This is a genomic window from Herbaspirillum lusitanum (assembly GCF_046025995.1).
GTDB classification, from domain to species: Bacteria; Pseudomonadota; Gammaproteobacteria; order Burkholderiales; family Burkholderiaceae_D; genus Herbaspirillum; species Herbaspirillum lusitanum_A.
In genome coordinates this window covers 252,604-277,310 of sequence record NZ_JAQQFM010000001.1, presented here as the reverse complement: position 1 = coordinate 277,310, position 24,707 = coordinate 252,604, and the positions used below count along the sequence as shown (strand labels likewise).

17 protein-coding genes are annotated in these 24,707 nt (G+C 62.1%); 6 read left to right on the top strand and 11 right to left on the bottom strand.

Annotated elements, in window-relative coordinates; all coding sequences use genetic code 11:
• The first annotated feature begins 192 nt into the window (after window positions 1-192).
• Window positions 193-1,965 carry a cation:proton antiporter gene (locus tag PQR62_RS01260; RefSeq protein ID WP_408153963.1) on the top strand — a complete coding sequence of 591 codons (1,773 nt, stop codon included), beginning with the start codon at window positions 193-195 and terminating at the stop codon, window positions 1,963-1,965.
• A 93-nt stretch (window positions 1,966-2,058) separates the two neighbouring features.
• The gene (gene rpiA / locus PQR62_RS01255) at window positions 2,059-2,730 is read left to right on the top strand and encodes a ribose-5-phosphate isomerase RpiA (RefSeq protein ID WP_408153961.1); all 672 of its coding nucleotides are present in this window, start codon (window positions 2,059-2,061) and stop codon (window positions 2,728-2,730) included.
• A gap of 126 nt (window positions 2,731-2,856) precedes the next feature.
• Here rpiA and PQR62_RS01250 read toward each other — a convergent pair whose 3' ends face one another.
• The 7 genes from PQR62_RS01250 to gabT all read right to left on the bottom strand — a co-directional run bounded on the left by PQR62_RS01250 (window position 2,857) and on the right by gabT (window position 13,611).
• Window positions 2,857-5,766 (bottom strand): M16 family metallopeptidase, encoded by a 2,910-nt coding sequence (locus PQR62_RS01250; protein WP_408153959.1) that lies wholly within the window; start codon window positions 5,764-5,766, stop codon window positions 2,857-2,859.
• Window positions 5,767-6,185: 419 nt separating this feature from the next.
• Window positions 6,186-7,646 (bottom strand): NADP-dependent succinate-semialdehyde dehydrogenase, encoded by a 1,461-nt coding sequence (gabD, locus tag PQR62_RS01245; RefSeq protein ID WP_408153957.1) that lies wholly within the window; start codon window positions 7,644-7,646, stop codon window positions 6,186-6,188.
• Between the two features lie 23 nt (window positions 7,647-7,669).
• Window positions 7,670-8,503 (bottom strand): ABC transporter permease, encoded by an 834-nt coding sequence (locus PQR62_RS01240; protein WP_408153955.1) that lies wholly within the window; start codon window positions 8,501-8,503, stop codon window positions 7,670-7,672.
• A gap of 72 nt (window positions 8,504-8,575) precedes the next feature.
• A complete protein-coding gene (locus PQR62_RS01235) occupies window positions 8,576-9,865 on the bottom strand; it encodes an ABC transporter permease (RefSeq protein WP_408153953.1) in 1,290 nt (429 codons plus the stop codon).
• 114 nt (window positions 9,866-9,979) lie between these two features.
• Complete coding sequence (locus PQR62_RS01230) at window positions 9,980-11,026, bottom strand: ABC transporter substrate-binding protein (protein ID WP_408153951.1); 1,047 nt, start codon at window positions 11,024-11,026, stop codon at window positions 9,980-9,982.
• 83 nt (window positions 11,027-11,109) lie between these two features.
• Window positions 11,110-12,237, bottom strand: a complete 1,128-nt coding sequence (locus tag PQR62_RS01225; protein ID WP_408154685.1) for an ABC transporter ATP-binding protein — start codon at window positions 12,235-12,237, stop codon at window positions 11,110-11,112.
• 90 nt (window positions 12,238-12,327) lie between these two features.
• The gene (gene gabT / locus PQR62_RS01220) at window positions 12,328-13,611 is read right to left on the bottom strand and encodes a 4-aminobutyrate--2-oxoglutarate transaminase (RefSeq protein ID WP_408153949.1); all 1,284 of its coding nucleotides are present in this window, start codon (window positions 13,609-13,611) and stop codon (window positions 12,328-12,330) included.
• A gap of 104 nt (window positions 13,612-13,715) precedes the next feature.
• On the opposite strand from gabT, the gene pdxR reads away from it, so the two are divergent.
• On the top strand, window positions 13,716-15,227 hold the full coding sequence (pdxR, locus tag PQR62_RS01215) for a MocR-like pyridoxine biosynthesis transcription factor PdxR (protein WP_408153947.1): 1,512 nt from the start codon (window positions 13,716-13,718) through the stop codon (window positions 15,225-15,227).
• Window positions 15,228-15,390: 163 nt separating this feature from the next.
• On the opposite strand, the gene PQR62_RS01210 is transcribed toward pdxR, so the two are convergent.
• Window positions 15,391-15,663: an oxidative damage protection protein gene (locus tag PQR62_RS01210; protein ID WP_408153945.1), complete on the bottom strand. Its 273-nt coding sequence runs from the start codon at window positions 15,661-15,663 to the stop codon at window positions 15,391-15,393.
• Between the two features lie 100 nt (window positions 15,664-15,763).
• Window positions 15,764-17,074 (bottom strand): amino-acid N-acetyltransferase, encoded by a 1,311-nt coding sequence (argA, locus tag PQR62_RS01205; RefSeq protein ID WP_408153943.1) that lies wholly within the window; start codon window positions 17,072-17,074, stop codon window positions 15,764-15,766.
• Between the two features lie 337 nt (window positions 17,075-17,411).
• Here argA and PQR62_RS01200 point away from each other — a divergent pair, with 337 nt between their 5' ends.
• Window positions 17,412-17,588 carry a hypothetical protein gene (locus tag PQR62_RS01200; RefSeq protein WP_408153941.1) on the top strand — a complete coding sequence of 59 codons (177 nt, stop codon included), beginning with the start codon at window positions 17,412-17,414 and terminating at the stop codon, window positions 17,586-17,588.
• Between the two features lie 102 nt (window positions 17,589-17,690).
• On the opposite strand, the gene PQR62_RS01195 is transcribed toward PQR62_RS01200, so the two are convergent.
• Entirely contained in the window at window positions 17,691-18,323 is a 633-nt protein-coding gene (locus PQR62_RS01195) for a DUF1120 domain-containing protein (RefSeq protein ID WP_408153939.1), read from the bottom strand.
• A gap of 451 nt (window positions 18,324-18,774) precedes the next feature.
• On the opposite strand from PQR62_RS01195, the gene hrpA reads away from it, so the two are divergent.
• Together hrpA and dcd are read left to right on the top strand one after the other, a co-directional pair.
• A complete protein-coding gene (hrpA, locus tag PQR62_RS01190; protein WP_408153937.1) occupies window positions 18,775-22,869 on the top strand; it encodes an ATP-dependent RNA helicase HrpA in 4,095 nt (1,364 codons plus the stop codon).
• Between the two features lie 161 nt (window positions 22,870-23,030).
• Window positions 23,031-23,597, top strand: a complete 567-nt coding sequence (gene dcd / locus PQR62_RS01185) for a dCTP deaminase (RefSeq protein WP_408153935.1) — start codon at window positions 23,031-23,033, stop codon at window positions 23,595-23,597.
• Window positions 23,598-23,672: 75 nt separating this feature from the next.
• On the opposite strand, the gene PQR62_RS01180 is transcribed toward dcd, so the two are convergent.
• Window positions 23,673-24,587: a LysR family transcriptional regulator gene (locus tag PQR62_RS01180; RefSeq protein ID WP_408153933.1), complete on the bottom strand. Its 915-nt coding sequence runs from the start codon at window positions 24,585-24,587 to the stop codon at window positions 23,673-23,675.
• Between the last annotated feature and the right edge of the window lie 120 nt (window positions 24,588-24,707).

Genomic DNA, 24,707 nt, shown 5'->3' with positions numbered 1-24,707 from the left:
CCGGCTTGCACCATTCCATGGCGCGGGCCGGCCAGGCTGGTGCTGCGTCCCGATTCTTTCGACCGGAATGGGCATGGCCAGTCAATCCGCAAGCCGCAGGGGGAAACTTCGGCCCGGATCGAACCACAGATAAAAACGCGCTGCGTCCGAACGCGGCTTCTCTCAACACCAGGAACAAGGAACCCCCTCAAGATGCATGAAGTTGAATTATTCATTCAGGACATGGCGATCATCATGCTGATCGCCGGCATCGTCACGATCGTCTTCAACAAGCTGAAGCAGCCGGTGGTGCTCGGCTACATCGTGGCCGGCGTGATCATCGGGCCGCATACGCCGCCCTACGACATGATCCAGGATGAAAAGACCGTGCATATTCTGTCCGAGCTGGGGGTCATCTTTCTGCTGTTTTCGCTGGGGCTGGAGTTCAGTCTCAAGAAGCTGGCCAAGGTCGGCGCTACCGCCTTCGTTGCGGCGGCGGCGGAAATCCTGCTGATGATCTGGATCGGCTACGAGATCGGCCTGTACTTCGGCTGGAAGCGGATGGATGCGATCTTCCTCGGCGCCATGCTGGCGGTCTCGTCCACCACCATCATCGTCAAGGCGCTCAATGAACTGGGGATGAAGAACGAAAAGTTTGCCCAGATCATCTTCGGCATCCTGATCGTCGAAGACATCCTGGCGATCGGCATGATCGCGCTGCTGTCGGGCGTGGCCACCAGCGGCTCGGTCAATTCCGGCGATGTCTTCACCACCGTCGGCAAACTGGTGCTGTTCATGATCGTGTCGCTGGTGGTCGGTATCCTGGCGGTGCCGCGTCTGCTCAACTACGTTTCACGCTTCAAGAGCAATGAAATGCTGCTGGTATCGGTGCTGGGCATTCTGTTCGGCTTCTGCCTTTTGGTGATGAAGCTGCAATACAGCGTCGCGCTGGGCGCTTTCCTGGTCGGCGCGGTGATGGCCGAATCGCGCCAGCTGCATCGCATCGAACGCATCGTCGAGTCGATCCGCGACATGTTCAGCGCCATCTTCTTCGTCGCCATCGGCCTCATGTTCGATCCGAATGTGCTGGTCAAATACTGGCTGCCGATCACCGTCATCACGCTGGCAGTGGTGTTCGGCAAGCTGATCAGCTGCGGTCTGGGCGTGTTCATCGCCGGCGAGAGCGGCCGTACGCCGATGCGGGTCGGCATGGGCCTGGCGCAGATCGGCGAGTTTTCCTTCATCATCGCCGCGCTCGGCGTCAGCCTCAAGGTCACCAGCGAGTTCTTGTATCCGATCGTGGTGGCGGTCTCGGCCGTCACCGCCTTGCTCACGCCGTATCTGATCAAGGCCGCCGATCCGTTGTCGGCCAAGGCGGTGACGCTGGTGCCGAAAAAAGTCTCGGCCTTGCTCGGCATGTATTCCGGCTGGCTGGAAAGCCTGCAGCCGCAGGGCGACCGCGCCGAACTGACGCGCATCATCCGGCGCATCCTGATGCAGGTGATCGTCAATCTGGCGCTGGTGATCGGCATCTTCCTGGCGGGTGCCTTCTTCGTCGATGGCATCAGCCAGAAGCTGGCGCTGTGGACGCCGGACGAACAGGTTCAGAAGGCCATCATCTGGGGCTGCGCGCTGGTGCTGTCGCTGCCTTTCCTGATCGCGACTTACCGCAAGCTGCAGGCGCTGTCGATGCTGCTGGCCGAGGTCAGCGTCAAGCCGGAATTCGCAGGAGCGTATACTGCCGGGACGCGGCGCCTGATCTCCGAGCTGATACCGGTGTTGTCGATAGTCGGTATCATGCTGCTGATTTTCGTGCTGAGCGCCAGCATCTTGCCGCCGCTCAACCTGCTGGCGGTGGTGCTGCTGGGGGCGGGCGGTCTGCTGTGGCTGCTGTGGAGCAAGTTCGTGAAGCTGCATTCGCGGCTGCAGATTGCACTGTTCGAAACGCTGGAAGAGCAGCCGGAAGACAGCAAGGAGCACCACTGAGGCCGCAATCATTTGCGGCAACCCGGCGCCGGCGCTGCCGCAAAACGAATTTTTTAGCCCTTTGAATCTTTGTACTTTTGTATTGAACTGATCATGACCCAAGACGAACTCAAGCAAGCTGTGGCGCGCGCCGCCATCGAATACGTGGTGGACGGCGAAATCATCGGCGTCGGCACCGGCTCCACCGCCAATTTCTTCATCGACGAACTGGGCAAGATCAAGGATCGCATCAAGGGCGCGGTGGCGTCTTCCGAAGCGACCGCCGAGCGCCTGCGTGCGCACGGCATCAAGGTCTTCGATCTGAACGAGGTCGAGACCATGCCGGTGTATATCGACGGCGCCGATGAAATCACGCCGCAGGGCGCGATGATCAAGGGCGGCGGCGCGGCGCTGACGCGTGAAAAGATCGTGGCCTCGGTGGCGCAGAAGTTCGTCTGCATCGCCGACGGCTCCAAGCTGGTCGACGTGCTGGGCAAGTTTCCGCTGCCGGTGGAAGTGATTCCGATGGCGCATGGCGTAGTGGCACGCAAGCTGTCCTCGCTGGGTTGCGAGGCGAAGTTGCGCCTCAAGGACGGCAAGCCGCTGGTGACCGATAACGGTTGCTACATCATCGACGCTGTCGGCATGCAGATCGCCGATCCGGCCGCCATTGAAGATGCCATCAACAACATCGTCGGCGTGGTCACCAACGGCCTGTTTGCGCGCAAGGGCGCGACGGTCTGTCTGCTGGGGACGGCGGACGGCGTCAAGAAGCTGGAATTCTGAACCGGCCGGCGACATATTAAGGTGGGTTGAGACATTCGCCCGGCGCATTCAAGAACGCTTGCGCGCATAAAAAAAGGACGTGCATGGCACGTCCTTTTTTATCGTCTGCGGATTTGCAGCCGGGGCTTACTTCGCTGTAACCGCCGCAGGAGCGATCGATGCAGCACCGGCAGCGCCGGCTGAATTTGCCGCGCTCGCCTTCACCTCATCCCGCGCAATCGCCACACTGATCCTGGCCGGATCGATATGGCGGCGCAGCGCCGTATTGACCTGCGCCAGCGTCAGCGCTGCGATGCGCTCATCCATCTGCTGTTGCCAGAGGAAGTCGCGATCCAGATCCAGCAGCGCCGTCCAGCCGGTGGCGATACTGCCGTCCTGCGCACGGGCCTGATTGCGCTGCTGCAGAATGCCGGATTTGGCGCGATCCAGTTCTTCCTGCGTGAAGCCTTCGCGCACCACGCGCTGCAGCTCATCCTTGACCGCGGCATCCACCTTGTCCAGGTTCTGCGGCGCCGAGATCGCGCTGATCACGAAGCTGCCGGCGTCGCTCAGCGCGCCGATATTGAGCGAAGAAGAAATACCGTAAGACAGGCCTTCCTTCTGTCGTACGCGGTCGGCCAGACGCGACTTCAGGCTGGCGCCGCCGAACAGGTAGTTGGCCACCGCCAAGGCGGCGTAATCGGGATCGCTGTCGCGCAATTGCACATTGGTGCGCGCCAGGTAGAAACCGTTCTCCTTGTCGGGCGTGTTGATCAGGCTGCGCGTCGGCGCGATGTCCGCATAGCTGGGCAGCACGCGCTGATATGCGGCGGCGCTGTCCCAGCCGCCGAAGGCGCTGTCGATGGCGGCGCGCGTGGCGTTGACGTCAAAGTCGCCGACCACCGCCAGCTCGCCGTGCGATGCACCGTAAAACTCGCGATGAAAGGCCTTCACCTGCTCCAGCGTGACGGCCTTGATGCCGGCAATCTTCTGATCCAGCGTTTGCGCCGCGCGCCAGTCGCCGTCCGGATAATGATTGAAGTGCAGCGCGGTGGCTTCGGAGGCGCGCGCGGCCGGCTCATTGCGCGAGGCTTCCAGATTGACCAGTATTTCGCTGCGCAATTGCTCGAACTCTGCGGCGTCGAAACGCGGGTGTCTGAGGATGTCGGCCGCCAATGCCAGCGCCGGCGCCAGATTCTCGCGCGTGGTCTGGAAGCCGTAGATGCCGCCGCTGATCTTCAGGCGCGAGAACTCGTCGGCCAGTTGCTGGCGCGTCAGGCTTTGTGTGCCGCGCATCAGCATCGAGGCCGTCATTTGCGCCACTGCGCGTTTGCCGAACAGATTTTTCTCGTCGCCGAATTCCAGATTCATACTGACCGAGACCGTGGCGCCGCGCGACTTCTTCGGCAGCAAGGCCAGCTTGAGCCGGCTGCGCTGGTCCTGGCCGGGCTGCAGCAATTGCGTGCGCGCAAGGATATTGGCCGGGGCCGGATCGAAGCTCTCGCCGGCAGCCACGGGCGGCCTTGGCGTGTAATCCTGCAAGATCTTTTCTACCGTGGGCGCTGCCGGTACATCGCTGCGCTGCGGATGCTCGTCCGGTACGTACAGGCCGACTGTGCGATTGTCGCGGCGGAAATATTTGTTGGCGGCATCGGCTACCTGCTGTGCCGTCACCCTGGCGGTTTCATCGCGGTCGGCAAACAACAGGCGCCAGTCCCCCAGCGCGATGGCATTCGACATTTCCACGCCCAGTTGCTGAGGATTGTTGAGCAGCTTTTCAAAGGCATTGGCGTTGGCGCGCTTGACGCGTTCGATTTCCTCGGCGGTCGGCAGAGTGCTGCCGAAACTTTCTACTGCGTTGATCAGCTCCTGCTTCACTTGCTCGATCGGCGCGTCTTTCTTGACCACCGCGCCGATGATCTGCAGCCCCGGCGCATAGCCGCTCAGCTGCATGTTGTAGACCGCGCTGGCCTTGCCGCTTTCCACCAGTTTCTTGTGCAGACGGCCGTTGGGCGAGTCGGCCAGGATCGAGGCCGCAAACGCCAGCGGATCGGTGTCGGGGTGCAGATTGCTCGGCATCTTGTAGCTCAGCGCCACCAGCTGGATGTCGCCGCTGCGGCGGATCGTGAATTCACGCTCGCCGTCCTGGGTTGGTTCCACGGTCCAGAATTCTGGCAGCTTGCGCTTGGGTTTGGGCATCGCGCCGAAGCGCTGGTTGACCAGATTGAGCACCTGCTGCGGATCGAACTTGCCGGCCACCAGCAGCACCGCATTGTCGGGCTGGTAATAGGTGCGATAGAAGGCCTGCAGATTCTCGATCTTCACATTTTCGATATCGCTGCGATTGCCGATGGTCGGGCGGCCATAGCTGTGCCAGTCATAGGCGATACCCTGCATGCGCTTGAGCATGACGCTGGTCGGTGAGTTTTCGCCGGCTTCGAACTCGTTGCGCACCACGGTCATTTCGCTGTCCAGATCCTTGCGCGCGATGTGCGAGTTCAGCATGCGGTCGGCTTCCATGGACAGCGCCCACTTCAGATTGTCGTCGCTTGCCTGAAAGGTCTCGTAGTAGTTGGTGCGATCCAGCGAGGTGGTGCCATTGAAACGCATGCCGCGCTTGCTGAATTCCTGCGGAATCGCCGGATATTTCGGCGAGCCCTTGAACATCAGATGTTCCAGCAGGTGCGCCATGCCGGTTTCGCCGTAGTTCTCGTGGCGCGAGCCGACCAGATAAGTCATGTTGACCACGACGGTGGGCTTGGAGTCGTCGGGGAACATCAGCAGCTTGAAACCGTTGGCAAAACGGTATTCCGAGATGCCTTCGGCCGCCGGCCCCTGGCTGACGCCGTGTGGCAGCTTGATGGCAGTAGCGGCCTTGCTGCTTGCTGCTGTCGCTGCGGTTGCGGGTTTGACATCGCTGCCGGTGGCCGCAGAGGCCGGCGCATTCATCACCGCGCCCGCGCACAGCGTGACGGAAAGCAGCGCACAACGGCTATGGCGAAGCGCCAGGATGCGGGTCATTCGGGAAAGACGGTGCGGGATGCGGAACGAAGACATGTTTCTCCTGCAGGAAATGAAAGGGGATTGCGGATGTTGCTGAAGTTGCCAAGAACGCTGACGCCACCCATGCCGATCAACGAGCATGCACTGACGCTTGTCAGCATCGATGCGGCCGCAGCAAGACCCTGATTGTATCGTTGTATCGGCTAGCGGCATCAGATGCCGGCTCGGCCAGCGATCAATGCGTGCTGCGCAAGTGGCGGCCATGCATCCAAAGCCCGAAGCGTGGCGGCGAAGAGCGGGATTTTATGGCGCAGAAGAGGCGCAGGCTATCGACGAATCTGGGGAAATCGCCGATTTGAAAGACCCCGGAAGGAAGGGCCCGTGGAGGATGAGCGCGATCAATAATGCAACGGCCGCAAGTCTCAATCGCCGCCGGCGCTGCCGATCCGGGGAAGGGCAGCGCCGGCACGCGTTCAGATACCGCCCATGCAGAGATACTTGATGGCCAGGTAGTCGTCGATGCCGTAATGCGATCCTTCGCGGCCCAGACCGGATTGCTTGATGCCGCCGAACGGCGCTACTTCATTCGAGATCAGGCCGGTATTGATGCCGACCATGCCGCTCTCCAAGCCCTCGGCCACGCGCCAGATGCGGCCGATGTCGCGCGAATAGAAATAGCTGGCCAGGCCGAACTCGGTGTCGTTGGCCAGCGCCAGCACTTCTTCATCGGTCTTGAAGCGGAACAGCGGCGCCATCGGGCCGAAGGTTTCTTCGCGCGCGAACAGCATGTCGCTGTTGACGTCGGCGATCACGGTCGGCTCGAAGAAACTGTGGCCCAGCGCATGGCGCTTGCCGCCGGTCAGCACGCGGCCGCCCTTGGCGCGCGCATCGGCGATGTGCTGCTCGACCTTTTGCACCGCCTTGTCATCGATCAGCGGGCCTTGCGTGACGCCGCTCTCCATGCCGTTGCCGACCTTGAAGCGGGCTACCGCGCTGACCAGCTTTTCGGCGAAGGCATCGTACACGCCGTCCTGTACGTAGATGCGATTGGCGCAGACGCAGGTCTGGCCGGCGTTGCGGAACTTGGAGGCGATGGCGCCTTCGACCGCTGCATCCAGATCGGCATCATCGAACACGATGAAGGGCGCATTGCCACCCAGCTCCAGCGACAGCTTCTTGATGCTGGAGGCGGACTGCTGCATCAGCAATTTGCCGACTGCGGTCGAGCCGGTAAAGCTGATCTTGCGCACGCTCGGGTTGCTGGTCATTTCGCCGCCGATGGCCTTTGGCGAACCGGTCACCACGCTGAACACGCCTGCGGGCACGCCGGCGCGTTCGGCCAGGGCTGCCAGCGCCAATGCGGAGAAGGGCGTGGCTTCCGCCGGCTTGAGCACCATGGGGCAGCCGGCGGCCAGGGCCGGACCGGCCTTGCGCGTGATCATCGCGGCCGGGAAATTCCAGGGCGTGATGGCGGCGCAGACGCCGATCGGCTCCTTGGTGACCACGATGCGGCTGGACGGCGAAGGCGAGGGGATGGTGTCGCCATAAGTGCGTTTGGCTTCTTCCGCGAACCATTCAATGAACGATGCGGCGTAGCCGATTTCGCCCTTGGCCTCGGCTAGCGGCTTGCCTTGTTCGGCAGTCATGATCAGCGCCAGATCGTCGGCATTGGCCAGCATCAGATCGTGCCATTTACGCAGAACCATGCTGCGTTCCCTGGCGGTCCTCTTGCGCCAGCCGCTCCAGGCCGCTTGCGCGGCGGCGATGGCGCGCCGTGTTTCGTCGGCCCCCATGTCGGGCACCGTGCCCAGTTGCTGGCCGGTGGCGGGATTGTTCACGGCCAGCGTGCCGCCTTGATCGGCGTTGCACCACATGCCATCGATGAAGGCCTGCTGGCGCAGCAGGGTCGGGTCTTTGAGTTGGTCTTGCAGCATCGGATGCATCTCTTTCTGAAGGTTTAGAATTTCGCCGCCGCCTTGTTGCGGCCGCGCAGCCATTCCAGCACCAGCAGCAGGCAGGTGGAGAAAATGATCAGGATGGTGGCCAGCGCCGCGATGGTGGGGCTGATGTTGTCCTTGATGCCGGCAAACATCTGACGCGGCAGGGTGGCCTGATTGGGGCCGGCCACGAACAGCGTCAGCACCACTTCATCGAAGGAGGTGGTGAAGGCGAACAGCGCGCCCGAGATCAGGCCCGGCGCGATTACCGGCAAGGTAATGCGGAAAAACGTGCGCAGCGGGCTGGCGCCCAGACTCAGGCTGGCGCGTACCAGATTGTGGTTGAAGCCTTGCAGCGTCGCCAGCACGGTGGTGACCACGAAGGGCGCGCCCAGCGCCGCATGCGCCAGAATCAGGCCGAGGTAGCTGTCGGCCAGACCGAGTTGCGCGAAGAACAGATACACGCCGACCCCGACCACCACCACCGGCACGATCATCGGTGAAATCAGCACCGCCATCAGCACCGCCTTGCCGCGAAAGTCGGCCTTGTTCAGACCGACCGCCGCCAGCGTGCCGAGCACGGTCGCGATCAGCGTCGCCGCCGGCGCCACGATGAAGCTGTTCCTGGCGGCGCGCATCCATTCGTCGGACTCCAGCAAGTTCTGATACCAGCGCAGCGAGAAGCCCTTGATCGGATACATCAGAAAACTGCTGTCGCTGAACGACAGGGGAATGATCACCAGAATCGGCAGGATCAGAAACAGCAATATCAGCAGATTCAGGCTGCGCGAGACGAAAAACCAGGCGCGCTCGATCAGCGACATGTAGGGCGGGAACAAGGGCAGTTTGGTCATGGTGCTCACTTTTTGTGCTGCAAGATTGGCCTGCATTCAGGGCGCAGATTCTTCAGATTGGCCGGTGCGGCTTTACGCTATGCCGGTATCGACCTTGGCAAAGCGGCGGTACACGCCATACAGCAACAGTGTGCCGGCCAGCAGCAGCGCACCCAGCGCACAGGCCATGCCCCAGTTGATGGTGGTGTTGATGAAGTAGGCGATGAAGTAGCTCACCATCTGTTCATTGGGGCCGCCCAGCAGCGCCGGGGTGATGTAGTAGCCGCCGGCCATGATGAACACCAGCAGCACGCCGGCGCCGATGCCCGGATAAGTCTGCGGCACATACACGCGCCAGAACGCGGCGAAGGGATGGCTGCCGAGCGAAACGGCGGCCTTCAGATAGGTGGGCGGCACCGATTTCATCACGCTGTACAGCGGCAGGATCATGAACGGCAGCAGGATGTGGGTCATCGAAACATAGACGCCGACGCGGTTGAACACCAGTTCCAGCGGCGAGTTGATCAGGCCGCTCAGCATCAGCGCCTTGTTCACCAGACCTTCCGATTGCAGCAGCACGATCCAGGCGGCGACGCGCACCAGAATCGAGGTCCAGAACGGAATCAGCACCAGAATCATCAGCAGATTGGCGCGGCGCTCGCTCATGGTCGACAGCCAGTAGGCCAGCGGATAAGCCAGCAGCAAGGTACACAGCGTGACCACCAGGCTCATCCACAGCGTGCGGCCGAAGATGCTGCGGTAGATCGACGCGTCAGGATCGGCCTGAATGATGTCGCCGAACTGATTCTGTTTCAGGTCCAGCGAGGCCAGCAAATAATAGGGCGAATACAGCGAGCCGTTCTTGGCGATCACCTGCCAGGCATCCGGCTGCGCCCATTGTTCGTTGAGTGCGATCAGCGCCGCCTTGCTGGCAGCCGGCGTGAGTGCCTTGCCGTCGGCATCGCGCAGCGGCATGGCGCGCACCGCGCCCATGATCAGCGAACGCGCCCCGGCCAGCTCGGTATTGATGCGGCGCGCCAGCGGGCCGGCGGTATTGTCGTCCTTGGCCCTGGTCAGATCGGTCGCCAGCGCGGCATAGGCCTGATCCGGCGGCGCGCTCTTGCGGTCCCATCTGGCCAGCGCGGCGACGGTGGCCGGCAGGGTAGTGGCGATCTCGGGATTTTCGACCGCGCGCTGCAGCAGGAACACGATGGGCGCGACGAAGGTCAGCAGCAAAAAGATGGCCAGCGGCGCAATCAGCGCCAGGGCGCCGAGGCGCTTGCGGGTTTCGGCCGCGCGCAGATCGCGCTTGAGTTGCTGCGGCGTCGCCTCGGCCACAGGAGGGGCCGTGTGCGTGCTCGGGCTGCTAGCTAGAGTATTCATGATGACTCTTGATTCCGGATACGGCATGAGATCGAATTGAAGCAACAGGCGCACTGAGGCGCCTGCGCTGCATTCCGGCCCGGGCTGGAAGCCAGAGCCGGACCTTGCTGCAAATTACTTGGCGACCCAGGCCGCGAAGCGCTGTTCCAGTTCTTCGCCGTGGTCGGTCCAGAACTGCTGGCTCAGCTGGATCGCGTCCTTGGCGTTGGCCGCCGAGGTCGGCAGATTGCCCAGCGTCTTGGCGTCCAGCAGTTTCAGCGTGTTCTTGTTGACCGGGCCGTAAGCGATGTTGTTGGCGTAGACCTTCTGGTTCTCCGGCGTGGTGGCGAAGGCGATGAACTTCTCAGCCAGCGCCTTGTTCGGCGAACCCTTTGGAATCACCCAGTAATCCAGCGTGTAGACGCTGCCGGCCCACACCACCTTGAGGTTCTTGCCTTCGCGTTGCGCGGCATCGATGCGGCCGTTGAAGGCGGTCGACATCACCACGTCGCCGGCCACCAGGAACTGCGCCGGCAATGCGCCCGCTTCCCACCACTGGATGTTCGGCTTCAACTGATCCAGCTTCTTGAACGCGCGATCAACGCCGCCCTTGGCGCTCAGCACCTTGTAGACATCCTTGGTGGGTACGCCATCGGCGATCAGCGCGAATTCCAGTGTGTATTGCGCGCCCTTCTTCATGGCCCGCTTGCCCGGGAATTTCTTCACATCCCAGAAGTCAGCCCAGCCCTGCGGCGCGGTCTTCAGCTTGTCGCCGTTGTAAGCCAGTACGGTAGACCAGACGAAGGCGCCCATGCCGCATTCGCTGTTGACGGACTCGGGAATGAAGTCATCCTTCTTGATGGTCTTGGCCAGATCCAGCTTTTCCAGCAGGCCGTCTTCACAGGCACGGTTCAGATCGCCGGCGTCGATTTCCACCACGTCCCAGGTGACCTTCTTGGTTTCGACCATGGCCTTGACCTTGGCCAGCTCGCCGTTGAATTCGGCGGTCACGACCTTGGTGCCGGTGCTTTTCTGGAAGGGCTCCACGTAGGCGACTTTTTGCGCGTTGGCATTGGCGCCGCCGAAGTTGACCACGGTCAGTTCGGCTGCCTGGCTGAGGCCTGCCGAGAACAGCATGCCGAGCGCCAGTGGCGAGAGCAGAGCGAGAGTTTGGCGTTTCATTTATTCCTCTTTGGTGGTGGTTCTGGGGGACGAAAGCAAAAATGGGGGAAACAAAAAACAGGCGGCAAATGGGGTGTGCCGCCTTACAGAAAAATCCGCAAGCGCTCCGGTGCAATGTGCAGACTGACGCCGCGTCCTTCGGCCAGATCGGCCAGCGAGGGATCGCTGAGCGACAGCTTGATGAAGCAGTCGTCCTGGCCCTTGACCGCACACCGCACCCGCACGTGGTCGCCGAAATAGATCAGGCCGACGATGCTGGCCCTGATCTGATTACCGTGGTGCTGGCCCGGCGCCAGGCTGATGCGCTCCGGCCGCACACAGGCGGTGACCTGTTGCCCGACCTGCGCCTGATGCACATTGAGGCCGCTCAGGGTGGCGCCGTCCGGCAGCCGGATCTGGCACTGCCTGCCGTCGGCGCTGAGCGATTCGACGCCGCCCTTGAAGCGGTTGTTGTCGCCGATGAAGCTGGCCACGAACTGGTTGTCGGGAAACTCGTAGAGATCTTCCACCGGCGCCAGTTGCTGGATCACGCCCTGATCGAATACGGCGACGCGATCCGACATGGTCAGCGCTTCGCTCTGATCGTGGGTGACGTAGACGAAGGTCACGCCCAGACGCTTGTGCAGCGCCTTCAGTTCGAGCTGCATGTGTTCGCGCAATTGCTTGTCGAGCGCGCCCAGCGGCTCATCCATCAGCACCAGCTGCGGATCGAACACCAGCGTGCGCGCCAGCGCCACGCGCTGTTGCTGGCCGCCCGACAACTGGGTCGGATAGCGGTCGCCGAACTTGCCCATCTGCACCATCTCCAGCGCCTGCTTGACCTTGGCTGCGCGCGTGGCGCTGTCCATCTTGCGCACGCTCAGCGGATAGGCGACGTTCTGGGCAATCGTCATGTGCGGGAACAGCGCATAGTTCTGAAACACCATGCCGATGTTGCGCTTGTGCGGCGGCACCCGGTTCAGCAACTGGCCGTCCAGCCGGATTTCGCCGCTGGTGGGAAACTCGAAGCCGGCCAGCATCATCAGGCAAGTGGTCTTGCCGGAGCCGGACGGCCCCAGCAAGGTCAGGAACTCGCCGCGCCGGATCTCCAGATCGAGATTCTTGACGATCAGGTTTTCACCGTCGTAGGTCTTTTTCACGCCGCAAAACTGCACCAGCGTGTCGCCCGCCGGATGGGCGGAAAACTGAGCGCTTGCAGGCGCATCCGACATGTTCAAGGCTGCGTTTGTATTCATGCTGGCGATTCCTGTTGGCTGGTCACAATGAGATGGTTGAATGAGCGCTGCACGCGCTTGCGGCCATCAGGCCTGACGCAGGGCGGCCGTCAGAATCTGCAGCGCTTCGTCCATGACGTTATCCTGAATGGTCAGCGGGAACAAGAACCGGATCACGTTGCCGTAGCTGCCGCAGGTCAGCAGCAGCAGACCGTTTTGCAGCGCGTGGTTCTGCACGCGTTTGGCGAACTCGGCGTCCGGCTTGCTGCTGCCCGGCTGCACGAATTCCACCGCCACCATGGCGCCGGGGCCGCGCACTTCGCCGATGGCCGGAATCGCCGACCGCAGTTCATTGAGCTGATCCTTCAACTGCTGGCCGAGGCGGGCGCCGCGCGCCACCAGATTTTCTTCCGCGATCACATCCAGCACCGCCAGCGCCGACGCCACGGCGATCGGATTGCCGGCATAGGTGCCGCCCAGGCCGCCGGGCGCCGGTGCATCCATGATCTCGGCACGGCCGCATACCGCTGCCAGCGGCATGCCGCCGGCCAGGCTCTTGGCCATGGTCATCAGATCGGGCAGCACGTCGTAGTGCTCCATCGCAAACAGTTTGCCGGTGCGGGCGAAGCCGCTTTGCACTTCATCGGCGATCAGCAAAATGCCGTGTTCGTCGCACAACTGGCGCAGGCCGCGCATGAATTCAGCCGGCGCCGCATAGAAACCGCCTTCGCCTTGCACCGGTTCAATGATGATGGCCGCCACCCGCCTGGGATCGACATCGCTCTTGAACAGGCCGGCCACTGCGGCCAGCGCGTCTTCGCTGCTGACGCCGTGCAGCGCGGTCGGGAAGGGGGCGTGATAAATCTCGCCGGGGAAGGGGCCGAAGCCCAGCTTGTACGGCGCCACCTTGCCGGTCAGCGCCATGCCCATCATGGTGCGTCCGTGGAACGCCCCGGAGAAGGCAATGACGGCCGAGCGGCCGGTGGCGGCGCGGGCGATCTTGATGGCGTTTTCCACCGCTTCGGCGCCGGTGCTGAACAGTGCGGTCTTCTTGGCGTGCGCGCCGGGGGTGATGGCATTGATGCGTTCGGCCAGTTCCACATAACTCGCATACGGCACGATCTGGTAGGCGGTATGGGTGAAGCGTTCCATCTGGGCGCGCATGGCTTCCAGCAGCTTGGGGTGGCGGTGGCCGGTGTTGAGCACGGCGATGCCGGCGGCGAAGTCGATGAAGCGGCGGCCTTCCACATCCCACAATTCGGCATTGAGCGCGCGATCCGCATAGAAGTCGCACATCACGCCGACGCCGCGCGGGGTGGCGGCATTCTTGCGCTGAAGTAATTCGGTGTTGCTGGTGGCATGTTGTGTCATTGCTTGCTCCGCTGTCCGCGTTGAAAATTCTCAGGTTGCGGGAATACTAAAGCTGCAATGGACCTGTAATATAGAGCCAATCTTGAATATTTGATGGAGCCACTTTGCGCATCGTCTCTTTGTCCGATTATTTGCTGCTGCGCGTCAACCGCGGGGCGGCAGCAGGCGCACCGGCTCGCATCCCGCGGCTGCCGGTCAATCGTCAGATTTATCAGTTGATCCGCGAAGCGATTCTGGGGCAGACGCTGCCGGTCGGGCTGCAATTGCCGTCCTCGCGCGATCTGGCGCGCGAGCTGGCGATGTCGCGCAATACCGTGACCTACGCTTACGAACAATTGCTGGCCGAGGGCTATCTGGAGAGCCGCGCCGGAGCCGGCACCTTCGTGGCCGACACCGCGCCGGATCAGATTCCCGAAACCGTGGAACGCAATGTCGCGCTGACCGATCCCTCCGGCAAATCCGAGTTGTCGGCGCGCGGCGCCATGCTGACGCGCCAGGCCGGCGTCAGCGACAAGCAATGGGGCGCCTTCATGCCGGGCATTCCCGACGTCACGCGCTTTCCGCACAAGGTCTGGAGCCGCTTGCAGAACAAGCATTGGCGCAAGGCTCAGGCCGAAATGCTGACCTACGGCCCGGGCGCCGGCTACGGGCCCTTGCGCGAAGCGATTGCCGAATACCTGCGTATCTCCCGCTCAGTCAATTGCAACGCCAGCCAGATTCTGATCACCACCGGCATTCACCAGTCGATCGATACCGTGGTCAAACTGCTGGGCGAACATGGCGATTCGGCCTGGGTCGAAGATCCCTGTTACTGGGGTACGCGCAGCGTGCTCAAGTCGCTCGGCATCGAGGCCGTGCCGATCCCGGTCGATCAGGAAGGCATGCGTATGCGGCTGGCGAATCTGCGGCGGCCGCCGCGCTTCATCTGCACCACGCCTTCGCATCAATATCCGCTGGGCATGGTGATGAGCCTGTCGCGCCGTCGCATGTTGCTGGAATATGCCGCCGCCCACAAAGTCTGGGTGATTGAAGACGACTACGACAGCGAGTTCCGCTACGGCGGCCGGCCGCTGGCATCCTTGCAGGGCATGGATACCCATGACCGCGTGCTGTACATGGGCACCTTCAGCAAGATCATGTTTCCCGGCCTGCGCATCGGTTTTCTGGTGGTGCCGGAGGCGCTGGCCGGCGCCTTCACTACCGGCATGGCCGAGCTATACCGTTCAGGTCAGGTGTTCCTGCAGGCCACGCTGGCGGACTTCATGGCCGAGGGCCACTTCGCCTCGCATATCCGCAAGATGCGGGTGCTGTACGCCGAGCGCCTGCAACTGCTGCAGCAGAGCATTCACCGTCATTTCGGCGAGCAGATGACCATCACCGGCGGCGAGGCCGGTCTGCATCTCACGCTATCGCTGCCGCACGGTTCCGACGACAAGCTGATCGCCGAAGAGGCGCGCAGGGAGGGCATCATCGTGCGTCCGCTGTCGACCTATTACATGTCGCCCAAGTCGGCGCGCTGCGGGCTATTGCTGGGTTACGCCAGCGTCCCCAACGAGGGCATTGCGCCGGCCTTCGACAAGCTGGCGCAGGTGATCCGGCGGCATGTCGCTTTGTAGGATGGAAGACCTGCCCCGGAACCGGAGCCGGATGCGGCAAGAGCAGGCGGCAGGAAAGCAGGAAAGCAGGACAGCAGGACAGCAGGACAGCAGGGGAGGCGGGAGGATAAAACGAAAAACCGCAGCACCAGGCTGCGGTTTTCAGATCGACTACGCGTTTGACTTATTCCGTCGGCGGCACGTAACCGTGGGCGGCATCGGCGCCATCGCCGAAGAAATGCTTTTCCATCTGCACCGCCAGATATTTGCGGGCGCGCGCATCGGCCAGCATCAGGCGGTTTTCGTTGACCAGCATGGTCTGGTGCTTGAGCCAGGCGGCCCAGGCTTCCTTCGACACGCTTTCATAGAGACGTTTGCCCAGTTCGCCCGGGTATGGTGGGAAGTCCAGACCTTCGGCTTCCTTGTTCAGTTTGATGCAGTGGACCATGCGTGCCATGTTGATTCCTTGTTCGATTGAAGTTGAAGCGTGGCGGACGTGGCTGGCTCGGGCTTCTTTCTGCTGTCAGCGGTTGAGCTTGCTCACGTCCTGACCGGTATTACAAATTCTTGATCAGTATCTGCGACTTGCGCTGCCAGTTATAGATCGCACGGCGATCCTGCGGCAGATCGTCGACCGTCGCCAGCACGAAGCCGCGCCGCAAGAACCAGTGCGAGGTGCGGGTGGTCAGCACGAACAGCTTGGTCAGGCCGGACTCGCGCGCACGCGTTTCGATGTGCTTGAGAATACGCTCGCCGTCGCCTTGCGCCTGCACTTCCGGATTGACCGTCAGACAGGCCATTTCGCCCATCTTTTCCTTGGCGAAAGGATACAGTGCGGCGCAGCCGAAGATCACATTGTCGTGCTCGATCACCGAGAAGTAATGGATCTCGCGCTCAATCAGTTCGCGACCGCGCTTGACCAGCGTGCCATCGGCTTCCAGCGGTTCGATCAGCTTGAGGATGCCGCCCACGTCTTCGATGGTGGCCTCGCGCAGGCTTTCCAGATTCTCGTAGGTAATCATGGTGCCGATGCCGTCGTGCGTGAACAGCTCCAGCAGTACCGAACCATCGGTCTCGAAGGGCACCACGTGCGCGCGCGAGACGCCGGCGTTACAGGCCTTGACGGCGCTGTTCAAGTAGAAAGCAGAGTCCGGCGGCAGGAAGTTCGCCAGCAGCACGGCTTCGGCCTGATGCGAGGCCAGTTCGCGGATTTCGGTGCCGGCGATGTCATGCATCAGCGGCGTTTCCGTCAGGAAGATCAGCTTCTCGGCGCGCAGCGCAATCGCCGCCGACACCGCCACGTCTTCCATGCTCAGATTGAAGGCTTCGCCGGTCGGCGAAAAACCCAGCGGCGACAGCAGCACGATGCCGCCGGCATTCATGATCGGTTGAATCACATCAGCCGCAATCTTGCGCACGATGCCGGTCAGCTGCAGATCGACGCCGTCGATCACGCCCATCGGACGCGCGGTGACGAAGTTGCCGGAAATCACGCGGATCGCGGCGTGCGCCATCGGCGTATTCGGCAAGCCCTGGCTGAATGCCGCCTCGATGTCGAGGCGCAGTTCGCCGGCCGCTTCCTTGGCGCATTCCAGCGCAGCGATGTCGGTCACACGCAGGCCGTTGTGAAAGCGCGCCTCCACATTGCGCAGCGCCAGCTGTTCGGCGACCTGGGGGCGCGAGCCGTGCACCACCACAATGCGGATGCCCAGCGCGTGCAGCAGCGACAGATCCTGCGCCAGCACCTGCAGGCCGCCGGCGGTCACCAGCTCGCCCGGAAAGGCCACCACAAAAGTCTTGCCGCGAAAGGCGTGAACGTAAGGCGCGACCGAGCGCAGCCAGTGAACGAAATCAGTCGGATTTTCCATGACGCGCATTATAACCAGCACAGCGCCGGTGCGTGGATTCGAGGCGGTTTTCGACAGCAATTTGTGCAGCTGCCATGCGCAGAATTGGCAAGTGTTGCCAGATGGATATGTCACGGCCCGGGTGTTGGCCGATCGGCCCGGTCGCGCTGAATGCCCCGGCTTGATGGCTGCGCCGGCAAGCAGGGGCCTGCTCGCAACTGCGAAAGCCTCAAAAATCAGAATCCTTCTAACGACGCCTTCGGCCTCAGCGCCGATACTCGCCGCTCTTGATCATTGATGATCTTTAGCCGTCGTCAATGATCAGCGCTCAAACAGCATCTACAGTTTCGGCTACACCTTGCCCGCTTATCTTGCGCTGGATGCCGCGCTGAGCTATGCGCAAGGACATTACCGCATCGCGCTCAACGTGAAGAATCTGGCCGACCGCCGCTACTACGCCGGCGGCGTCAACAACCGGGCGCTGACCGTGGGCGATCCGCGCACCATTCTGCTGAGCTTCAGCTACCTGCACTGAAGCAGCCTTTTTGCCCGTATCCCCTAGCCTGAATCGGAGTTCAAAATGAAAAACCCGCTGCATGTACACAGCGGGTTTTTTTGCGACTGAGCGATCAGCGGATCAGAGATACACGACTTCGATGGTGGCGGAGCCGTCCAGCGGAATTTCGCGCGTCAGGTCCAGTTCTTCCGGCTTGTTGATGTAAGCGGTGAGGCTGATCTTGGCGCTCAGTTGCTTGTAAGCGCCCGGGGTGCTGGCATTGTTGCCGAAGCTGAACATGTGGATTTTGGTGACGCCGGCAGCGCTGCCCCAGCTCTGACCATTGTTGTTGGTGGCCAGCAGGGTCAGGTTGGCGCCGTCGCCGGTAGGTTGCGTCATTCTGATGCTGTAGCCGCCGGTATTCTTGCCGCCTACTGCGCCCAGACCGAAGTTTTCTTCCGGATATTGCATCAGGCCGCTGATCACCGAGCTCTGGCGGTTATCGACAGCTTTGAACGCTACCTTGGTGGTGGCGTCGCAAGTGATGTTCATGGTCACATCCTTGGTCGGCAGCGTGGTGAACTGGCCCGCCTTCAGCGTGCTGGCAGGAATCACGCCATAGTCAACCACACCGCCGCCGGTGAAGCTGGGCGCGCAGGAAGCCGGGCGGATCACGCCCTTGACCTTCAGTTCGGCGGTGTCGGCAGCCTGAACGGCAAACGAAGCCAGCAGGGAAGCGGCCAGGGCGACTGCGGAGATAAGTTGCTTTTGCATGATCATTTCCTTCAAGAGTGAGGTTGAGAATGTCTGAATTGGTTTGCCTGGTCTGCTGCTCTGTGCGTTCAAGCAATGAAGCCATTGTCGCGATTTGAGTCCTTGCTTTATATGAGAAAAGTCTCAAAAAACATGTGATTTCAGGTGCTTAATAGCGAGGGGGAGTCGTCGCAATGCGAGATTGGGGCTGTGTTTTCAGCTTTTCCGGCTTTGCGGGGCCGGGACTGAAATCCCGGCATCCAGAGGCTTGGGCGGGGATCGCCGATGGGCGCCTGTATTCACTCAGGACGGTCGATGCCACGATCGGCAGCGCTCGCGCAAGGCCGTCTGCGGCTTCTGTATCTTCCTTGTCGCGCGGGCTGGTCGGCGCCTGCCTTCGGCGGTCGCTCAGGCCTTGCCTCAGGCAGCTTGGCTGCGGCTTGCGCGGCTAAATGGGTATAATCTGGCCGCTATGTCCGTCTCTCATCCCCCCAAAGCTCCACAGCTCAAAAAACAGCCCGCGTCCGCATCGCCCTCGGGCTCTGCCGTGCCTAAAACGTCAGATGCTGCGAATGCGCCACCGCGTGCGGCCAAGGCTTCTCAAGCTTCCCAGGCCCCGCAGGCGCCGTTCCGCAATCCGCTGCCGCCCATCACCTTTCCCGAGGAATTGCCGGTCTCCGGCCGTCGTCAGGAAATCGCCGACGCCTTGCGCGCCAATCAGGTGGTCATCGTCAGCGGCGAGACCGGCTCGGGCAAGACTACCCAGTTACCCAAGATCTGTCTGGAACTGGGGCGCGGCGAAAAGGGCCTGATTGGCCACACCCAGCCGCGCCGTATTGCCGCTTCCTCGACCGCCAAGCGCATCGCGCATGAACTCGGTTCACCGGCCGGCGAGCATGTGGGCTTCAAGGTGCGTTTTACCGATACCTTGTCCAAGGGGGCCTGGATCAAGCTGATGACCGACGGCATCCTGCTGGCCGAGTCGCAGACCGATCCGCTGCTGCGCCAGTACGACACCATCATCATCGACGAGGCGCATGAACGCAGTCTCAACATCGATTTCCTGCTCGGCTATCTGAAGCAGTTGCTGCCCAAGCGGCCCGACCTGAAGGTCATCATCACTTCGGCCACCATCGATGCCGACCGCTTTGCGCGGCATTTCGGCCGGGAAGTCGGCGGTGAGCTCAAGCCGGCGCCGGTGATCGAAGTCTCGGGGCGGCTGTATCCGGTGGAAATCCGTTACCGGCCGATCGACAATGCCGACCGCAGCGGCGTGTCCACCGAGGTGGCGCAGGCGCGCGCGCGTGCCGAAGGCCGCGCTTCGCAGGCGCAGAAAGACCGCGAGCAGCGCGACCTGATGGATGCCGTAGTGGACGCCGTCGACGAGCTGGCGCGCATCGGCTCCGGCGACGTGCTGGTGTTCTTGCCGGGCGAGCGCGAGATTCGCGATGCCGCCGAGGCGCTGCGCAAGCATCATCCGCCGCATGTGGAAATCCTGCCGCTGTTCGCCCGTTTGTCGGCGCAGGAACAGGAACGCGTCTTCAAGATCAGCAACGCGCGCCGCATCGTGCTGGCCACCAACGTCGCCGAAACTTCGTTGACGGTACCCGGCATCCGCTACGTGGTCGATGCCGGGCTGGCGCGCGTCAAGCGTTACAGCTATCGCAACAAGGTCGAGCAGTTGCAGATCGAAGCGGTGGCGCAGTCGGCCGCCAATCAGCGCGCCGGCCGTTGCGGCCGGGTGGCGGCGGGCGTGTGTATTCGCCTGTATGACGAACAGGATTTCCTGGGACGCGCGAAGTTTACCGATCCCGAAATCCTGCGCTCCTCGCTGGCCTCGGTCATTCTGCGCATGAAGTCGCTGCATCTGACCGATGTCGAGTCCTTTCCCTTCATCGAGCCGCCGCCGGGCCGCGCGATTGCCGACGGCTATCAGTTGCTGCAAGAGCTGGGCGCGGTGGAAGAAGTCGAGGGCGGCAATCGCCTGACCGCGCTCGGACGCCAGTTGGCCAAGCTGCCGCTGGACCCGCGCGTGGGTCGCATCATTCTGGCCGGACGCGACAATGCCTGCCTCAGCGAATTGCTGATCATCGCCGCCGCATTGTCGGTGCAGGATCCGCGCGACCGGCCGATGGACGCGCAGACTGCAGCCGATCAGGCGCACAAGAAGTTTGCCGATGAAAAGTCCGAATTCACCAGCTATCTGAAAATCTGGAAGTGGTTCGAAGAAGCGATTGCGCACAAGAAATCGAATCGCCAGTTGCAGGACCATTGCCGCGCCAGCTTCCTCTCGCAATTGCGTTTGCGCGAATGGCGCGATGTGCATTCGCAGCTGCTGACCATCGTGCGCGAGCAGGGCTGGCGTCTGAACGAGGCCGACGCCACCTACGAGCAATTGCATACCGCGCTGCTGACTGGCCTGCTGGGCAATGTCGGTTTCAAGTCTGAAGAAGATGCGCAATATCTGGGCGCGCGCGCCATCAAGTTCAACATCTGGCCCGGTTCGCATCTGCTGAAAAAGGCCGGCAAGTGGATCGTCGCCGCCGAGCTGGTCGACACCACGCGCCTGTATGCGCGTTGTGTGGCGCAGATTCAGCCGGAATGGCTGGAAAAGGTGGGCGGCCATCTGCTCAAGAAATCCTGGGGCGAACCGCGCTGGGAAAAACGCACCGCGCAGGTCTCGGCTTCCGAACGCGCCACGCTGTACGGGCTGGTGGTGTACAGCCAGCGGCGCATCAATTTCGGCCTGATCAATCCGCGCGAAGCGCGCGAGATTTTCATTCGCGACGCACTGGTGGGTGGCGACTACGACACGCGCGCGCCGTTCTTTGCGCACAACCAGAAGCTGATCCGTGAGATCGAAAATCTGGAGCACAAATCGCGTCGCCTCGACGTGCTGGTGGACGACGATCTGATCGCCGCCTTCTACGACAAGCTGATCCCGGCGGATGTCTGCAACGGCATCAGCTTCGAGAAATGGCACAAGGACGCCACTGCCGCCGATCCCAAGCTGCTGTATCTGAACCGCGATGACCTGATGCGGCACGAAGCCGCCGGCGTCACCACCGAGCTGTTTCCCAAGACCATGAACGTGGCCGGCATCGCCATGGCGCTCAGCTTTCACTTCGAGCCCGGTGCGCCGCGCGACGGCGTCACGCTGACGGTGCCGCTGTACGCCTTGAACCAGGTCTCGGCCGACCGCAGCGAATGGCTGGTGCCCGGCATGCTGAAGGAAAAGGTGCATCTGCTGCTGAAGTCTCTGCCGCAAAAGCTGCGCCGCCATTGCGTGCCGCTGCCAGAGTACGCCGCCAATTTCTGCGAGCGCATGCAGGAGCGCCATCTGTTCGGCCGCGGCAATCTGCTCGACGCCATCATCGCCGACATCCGCGAGCAGATCACTATCATGGTCAAGGCCAGCGATTTCAAGCAGGAAACGCTGCCGGCGCACCACACCATGAATTTCAAGATCGTCGACGAGCACGGTCGCCAGCTCGACATGGGACGCAATCTGCCGGCGCTGCAGGCCGAATTCGGCGGTCAGGCGCGCCAGGAATTCCAGAAGCTGGCCGAGCAGACCGCCATCGCACCGCGCGTCGATGAAGAGGGCGACAGCCCGGCGGCAGCACCATCGGCAGCCGCCAGCGCCAACGGCAAGCCGGCGGCGCTCAAGACCACATCCGCTGCGCCCGCCGTCAGCGCCGGCGAATACAGCAATCTCACCAACTGGAGCTTTGGCGAGTTGCCGGAGCTGCTGGAAATTTCACGCGGCAGCGGCGCCAAGGCACAAACGCTGATCGGTTTCCCGGCGCTGGTGGACAAGAAAACCCACTGCGATCTGGAAGTGTTCGACGATCCGAGCGACGCTGCGCGCCAGCATCTGGCCGGCCTGCGTCGCCTGTTTGCGCTGCAGATGAAAGAGCAGCTCAAGTATCTGGAAAAGAATATTCCGGGGTTGCAGCAGATGGGCATGCAATTCATGGCGCTGGGCACGCAGGAAGAGCTGCGCGATCAGATTCTGTCGGCCGGGCTGGAGCGCGCCTTCCTGCAAGACCCGCTGCCCAAGAATGCCGACGAATTCAACAAGCGCAAGGAAGAGGGCAAGGCGCGGCTCGGCCTGCTGGTCAATGAACTGGCGCGGCTGGCGGCGCAAATCCTCACCGAATATCACGCGCTGCCGAAGAAGCTGCAAGGTGTGAAGGCGCATCCGCAGGCGACCGCGGACATTCAGTCGCAGCTGTCGCAACTGGTGGGCAAGCGTTTCGTCGCCGAAGGCGAATACAGCAATCTCTCGCACTACCCGCGCTATCTCAAGGCAATCAACGTGCGGCTCGACAAGCTGCGCGCCGACCCAGCGCGCGATACGCGTCTGCTGGCGGATTGGAATCTGGTGGCCTTGCCTTATCAGCGCGCGCTTAAGGACCGCGCCGGCCGCACCGACGCCAGGATGACCGAGTTCCGCTGGATGCTGGAAGAACTGCGCGTCTCGCTCTACGCGCAGGAGCTGAAGACGCCGATGCCGGTATCGGTCAAGCGTCTGCAGAAGGTGTGGGAGAGCATGCAGCGCTGAGGCAAGTCGCCGGGAATTGGGGCCGGCATGGAAAGTAATCTCGCCGCTTGTCAGCCTGCGTCGGAGACATCGCCATCAGCGCTCTGCCGAGTTTGACGCGACCACGCGGCGTTTTCGCGTAGAATTGCAGCACTTTTACGCAACTTATTTCCAAAAAGACAATGGCAATCAAATCCGACAAATGGATACGCCGCATGGCGGAAAACGAAGGAATGATCGAGCCGTTTGAGCCCGGGCAAGTGCGCGAGGAAAACGGTAACAAGATCGTGTCTTACGGCACCTCATCCTACGGCTACGATATTCGTTGCGCCAACGAATTCAAGATTTTCACCAACATCAACTCGACCATCGTCGATCCCAAGAACTTCGATGAAAAATCCTTCGTCGATTTCAAGGGCGATGTCTGCATCATCCCGCCGAATTCTTTCGCGCTGGCGCGCACCGTCGAGTACTTCCGCATTCCGCGCAGCGTGCTGACGATCTGCCTCGGCAAATCGACTTATGCGCGCTGCGGCATCATCGTCAACGTCACACCGTTCGAACCCGAGTGGGAAGGCTATGTGACGCTGGAGTTCTCCAACACCACGCCGCTGCCGGCCAAGATCTACGCCGGCGAAGGTTGCGCTCAGGTGCTGTTCTTCGAAAGCGATGAAATCTGCGAGACTTCGTACAAGGATCGCGGCGGCAAGTATCAGGGCCAGCATGGCGTGACCTTGCCCAAGACCTGAAGCGTTCTGAATCAGAAAACGAAAACGCCGGCTGCATATAGATGCAGCCGGCGTTTTTCATTTGGCGGCTGTGCTTCACACCGAGGCAGCAATCTTGCGCGCCTCGGCGATCATCTTGCCGACCACGCCTGAGGCCTCTCCATCGCGGTAGGCCAGGTGCAGCGGCGCCGACAAGCCGGGCGCTGCATTCAGCTTAAGGTAGATCACACCCTCCGCATTGACATGCATCATCGAGGCCGGAATGATCGCCACGCCGAGGCCGGCGGCGACCAGGCTGAGCGTCGAGAGATTCTTGCGCGCATCCTGTTCCACGCGCGGACTGAAGCCGGCGGCGCGGCAGGCGGCGATGATGGTGTCATACAAGCCCGGCCCGCTGGGACGGCGCGTCATGATGAAGGCTTCTTCGGCCAGCGCTGCCAGCGCCACGCTTTTGCGCCGGCCATTGCCGGCCAGCGGATGTGAAGCGGGCAAGGCCAGCACCATTTCTTCCACCAGCACGGTCTCGATGGTCACGCCGCCGGCGTCGCCTACCGGCGAGCGTACGAATGCCAGGTCGAGCTGTTTCTTGCGCAGCGCTTCCACCAGTTCGTTGGTGTTGCTTTCTTCCACCGTCAGCACGACTTCCGGCGCCGCCTGGCGAAACGCGCGTATCACCGATGGCACGAAGGGATGCAGCGAGGCCGATTCGGTGAAGCCGACCGCAATCCGGCCCAGTTCGCCGCGGGCGATGCGGCGCACGCCGGCCACGGTGGCGTCCATCTGTGCCAGGATCGCGCGCGCGTCGGTGAGCAGCGCCTGGCCGCTGTCGGTCAGCTCCATGCCGCGCGGCAGGCGGTTGAAGAGGGTGACGCCGAGCTCCTTTTCCAGGGCGCGTATCTGCTGGCTGAGCGGCGGTTGCTGAATGCCGATGCGTTGTGCGGCCTTGGTCAGATGGCCTTCTTCGGCGACGGCGACGAAGTAGCGCAGCAGGCGCAGATCGATGGATGACATATGTGTAATGTATGGTTTATGTGCTTGCCATATATTAGACAAAATAAGGTCGCAAGAGTAGCCTTGTCTTGCGGTGCCGACCGGGCCCGGAGTTGGATAAGTTGCCCGGGTCAGGGGAGC

Coding starts and splice junctions, on each gene's coding strand:
- PQR62_RS01260 (WP_408153963.1), top strand. CDS start 193: ATGCATGAAGTTGAATTATTCATTCAGGACATGGCGATCATCATGCTG.
- rpiA (WP_408153961.1), top strand. CDS start 2,059: ATGACCCAAGACGAACTCAAGCAAGCTGTGGCGCGCGCCGCCATCGAA.
- PQR62_RS01250 (WP_408153959.1), bottom strand. CDS start 5,766: ATGTCTTCGTTCCGCATCCCGCACCGTCTTTCCCGAATGACCCGCATC.
- gabD (WP_408153957.1), bottom strand. CDS start 7,646: ATGCTGCAAGACCAACTCAAAGACCCGACCCTGCTGCGCCAGCAGGCC.
- PQR62_RS01240 (WP_408153955.1), bottom strand. CDS start 8,503: ATGACCAAACTGCCCTTGTTCCCGCCCTACATGTCGCTGATCGAGCGC.
- PQR62_RS01235 (WP_408153953.1), bottom strand. CDS start 9,865: ATGAATACTCTAGCTAGCAGCCCGAGCACGCACACGGCCCCTCCTGTG.
- PQR62_RS01230 (WP_408153951.1), bottom strand. CDS start 11,026: ATGAAACGCCAAACTCTCGCTCTGCTCTCGCCACTGGCGCTCGGCATG.
- PQR62_RS01225 (WP_408154685.1), bottom strand. CDS start 12,237: ATGTCGGATGCGCCTGCAAGCGCTCAGTTTTCCGCCCATCCGGCGGGC.
- gabT (WP_408153949.1), bottom strand. CDS start 13,611: ATGACACAACATGCCACCAGCAACACCGAATTACTTCAGCGCAAGAAT.
- PQR62_RS01210 (WP_408153945.1), bottom strand. CDS start 15,663: ATGGCACGCATGGTCCACTGCATCAAACTGAACAAGGAAGCCGAAGGT.
- argA (WP_408153943.1), bottom strand. CDS start 17,074: ATGGAAAATCCGACTGATTTCGTTCACTGGCTGCGCTCGGTCGCGCCT.
- PQR62_RS01195 (WP_408153939.1), bottom strand. CDS start 18,323: ATGCAAAAGCAACTTATCTCCGCAGTCGCCCTGGCCGCTTCCCTGCTG.
- hrpA (WP_408153937.1), top strand. CDS start 18,775: ATGTCCGTCTCTCATCCCCCCAAAGCTCCACAGCTCAAAAAACAGCCC.
- dcd (WP_408153935.1), top strand. CDS start 23,031: ATGGCAATCAAATCCGACAAATGGATACGCCGCATGGCGGAAAACGAA.
- PQR62_RS01180 (WP_408153933.1), bottom strand. CDS start 24,587: ATGTCATCCATCGATCTGCGCCTGCTGCGCTACTTCGTCGCCGTCGCC.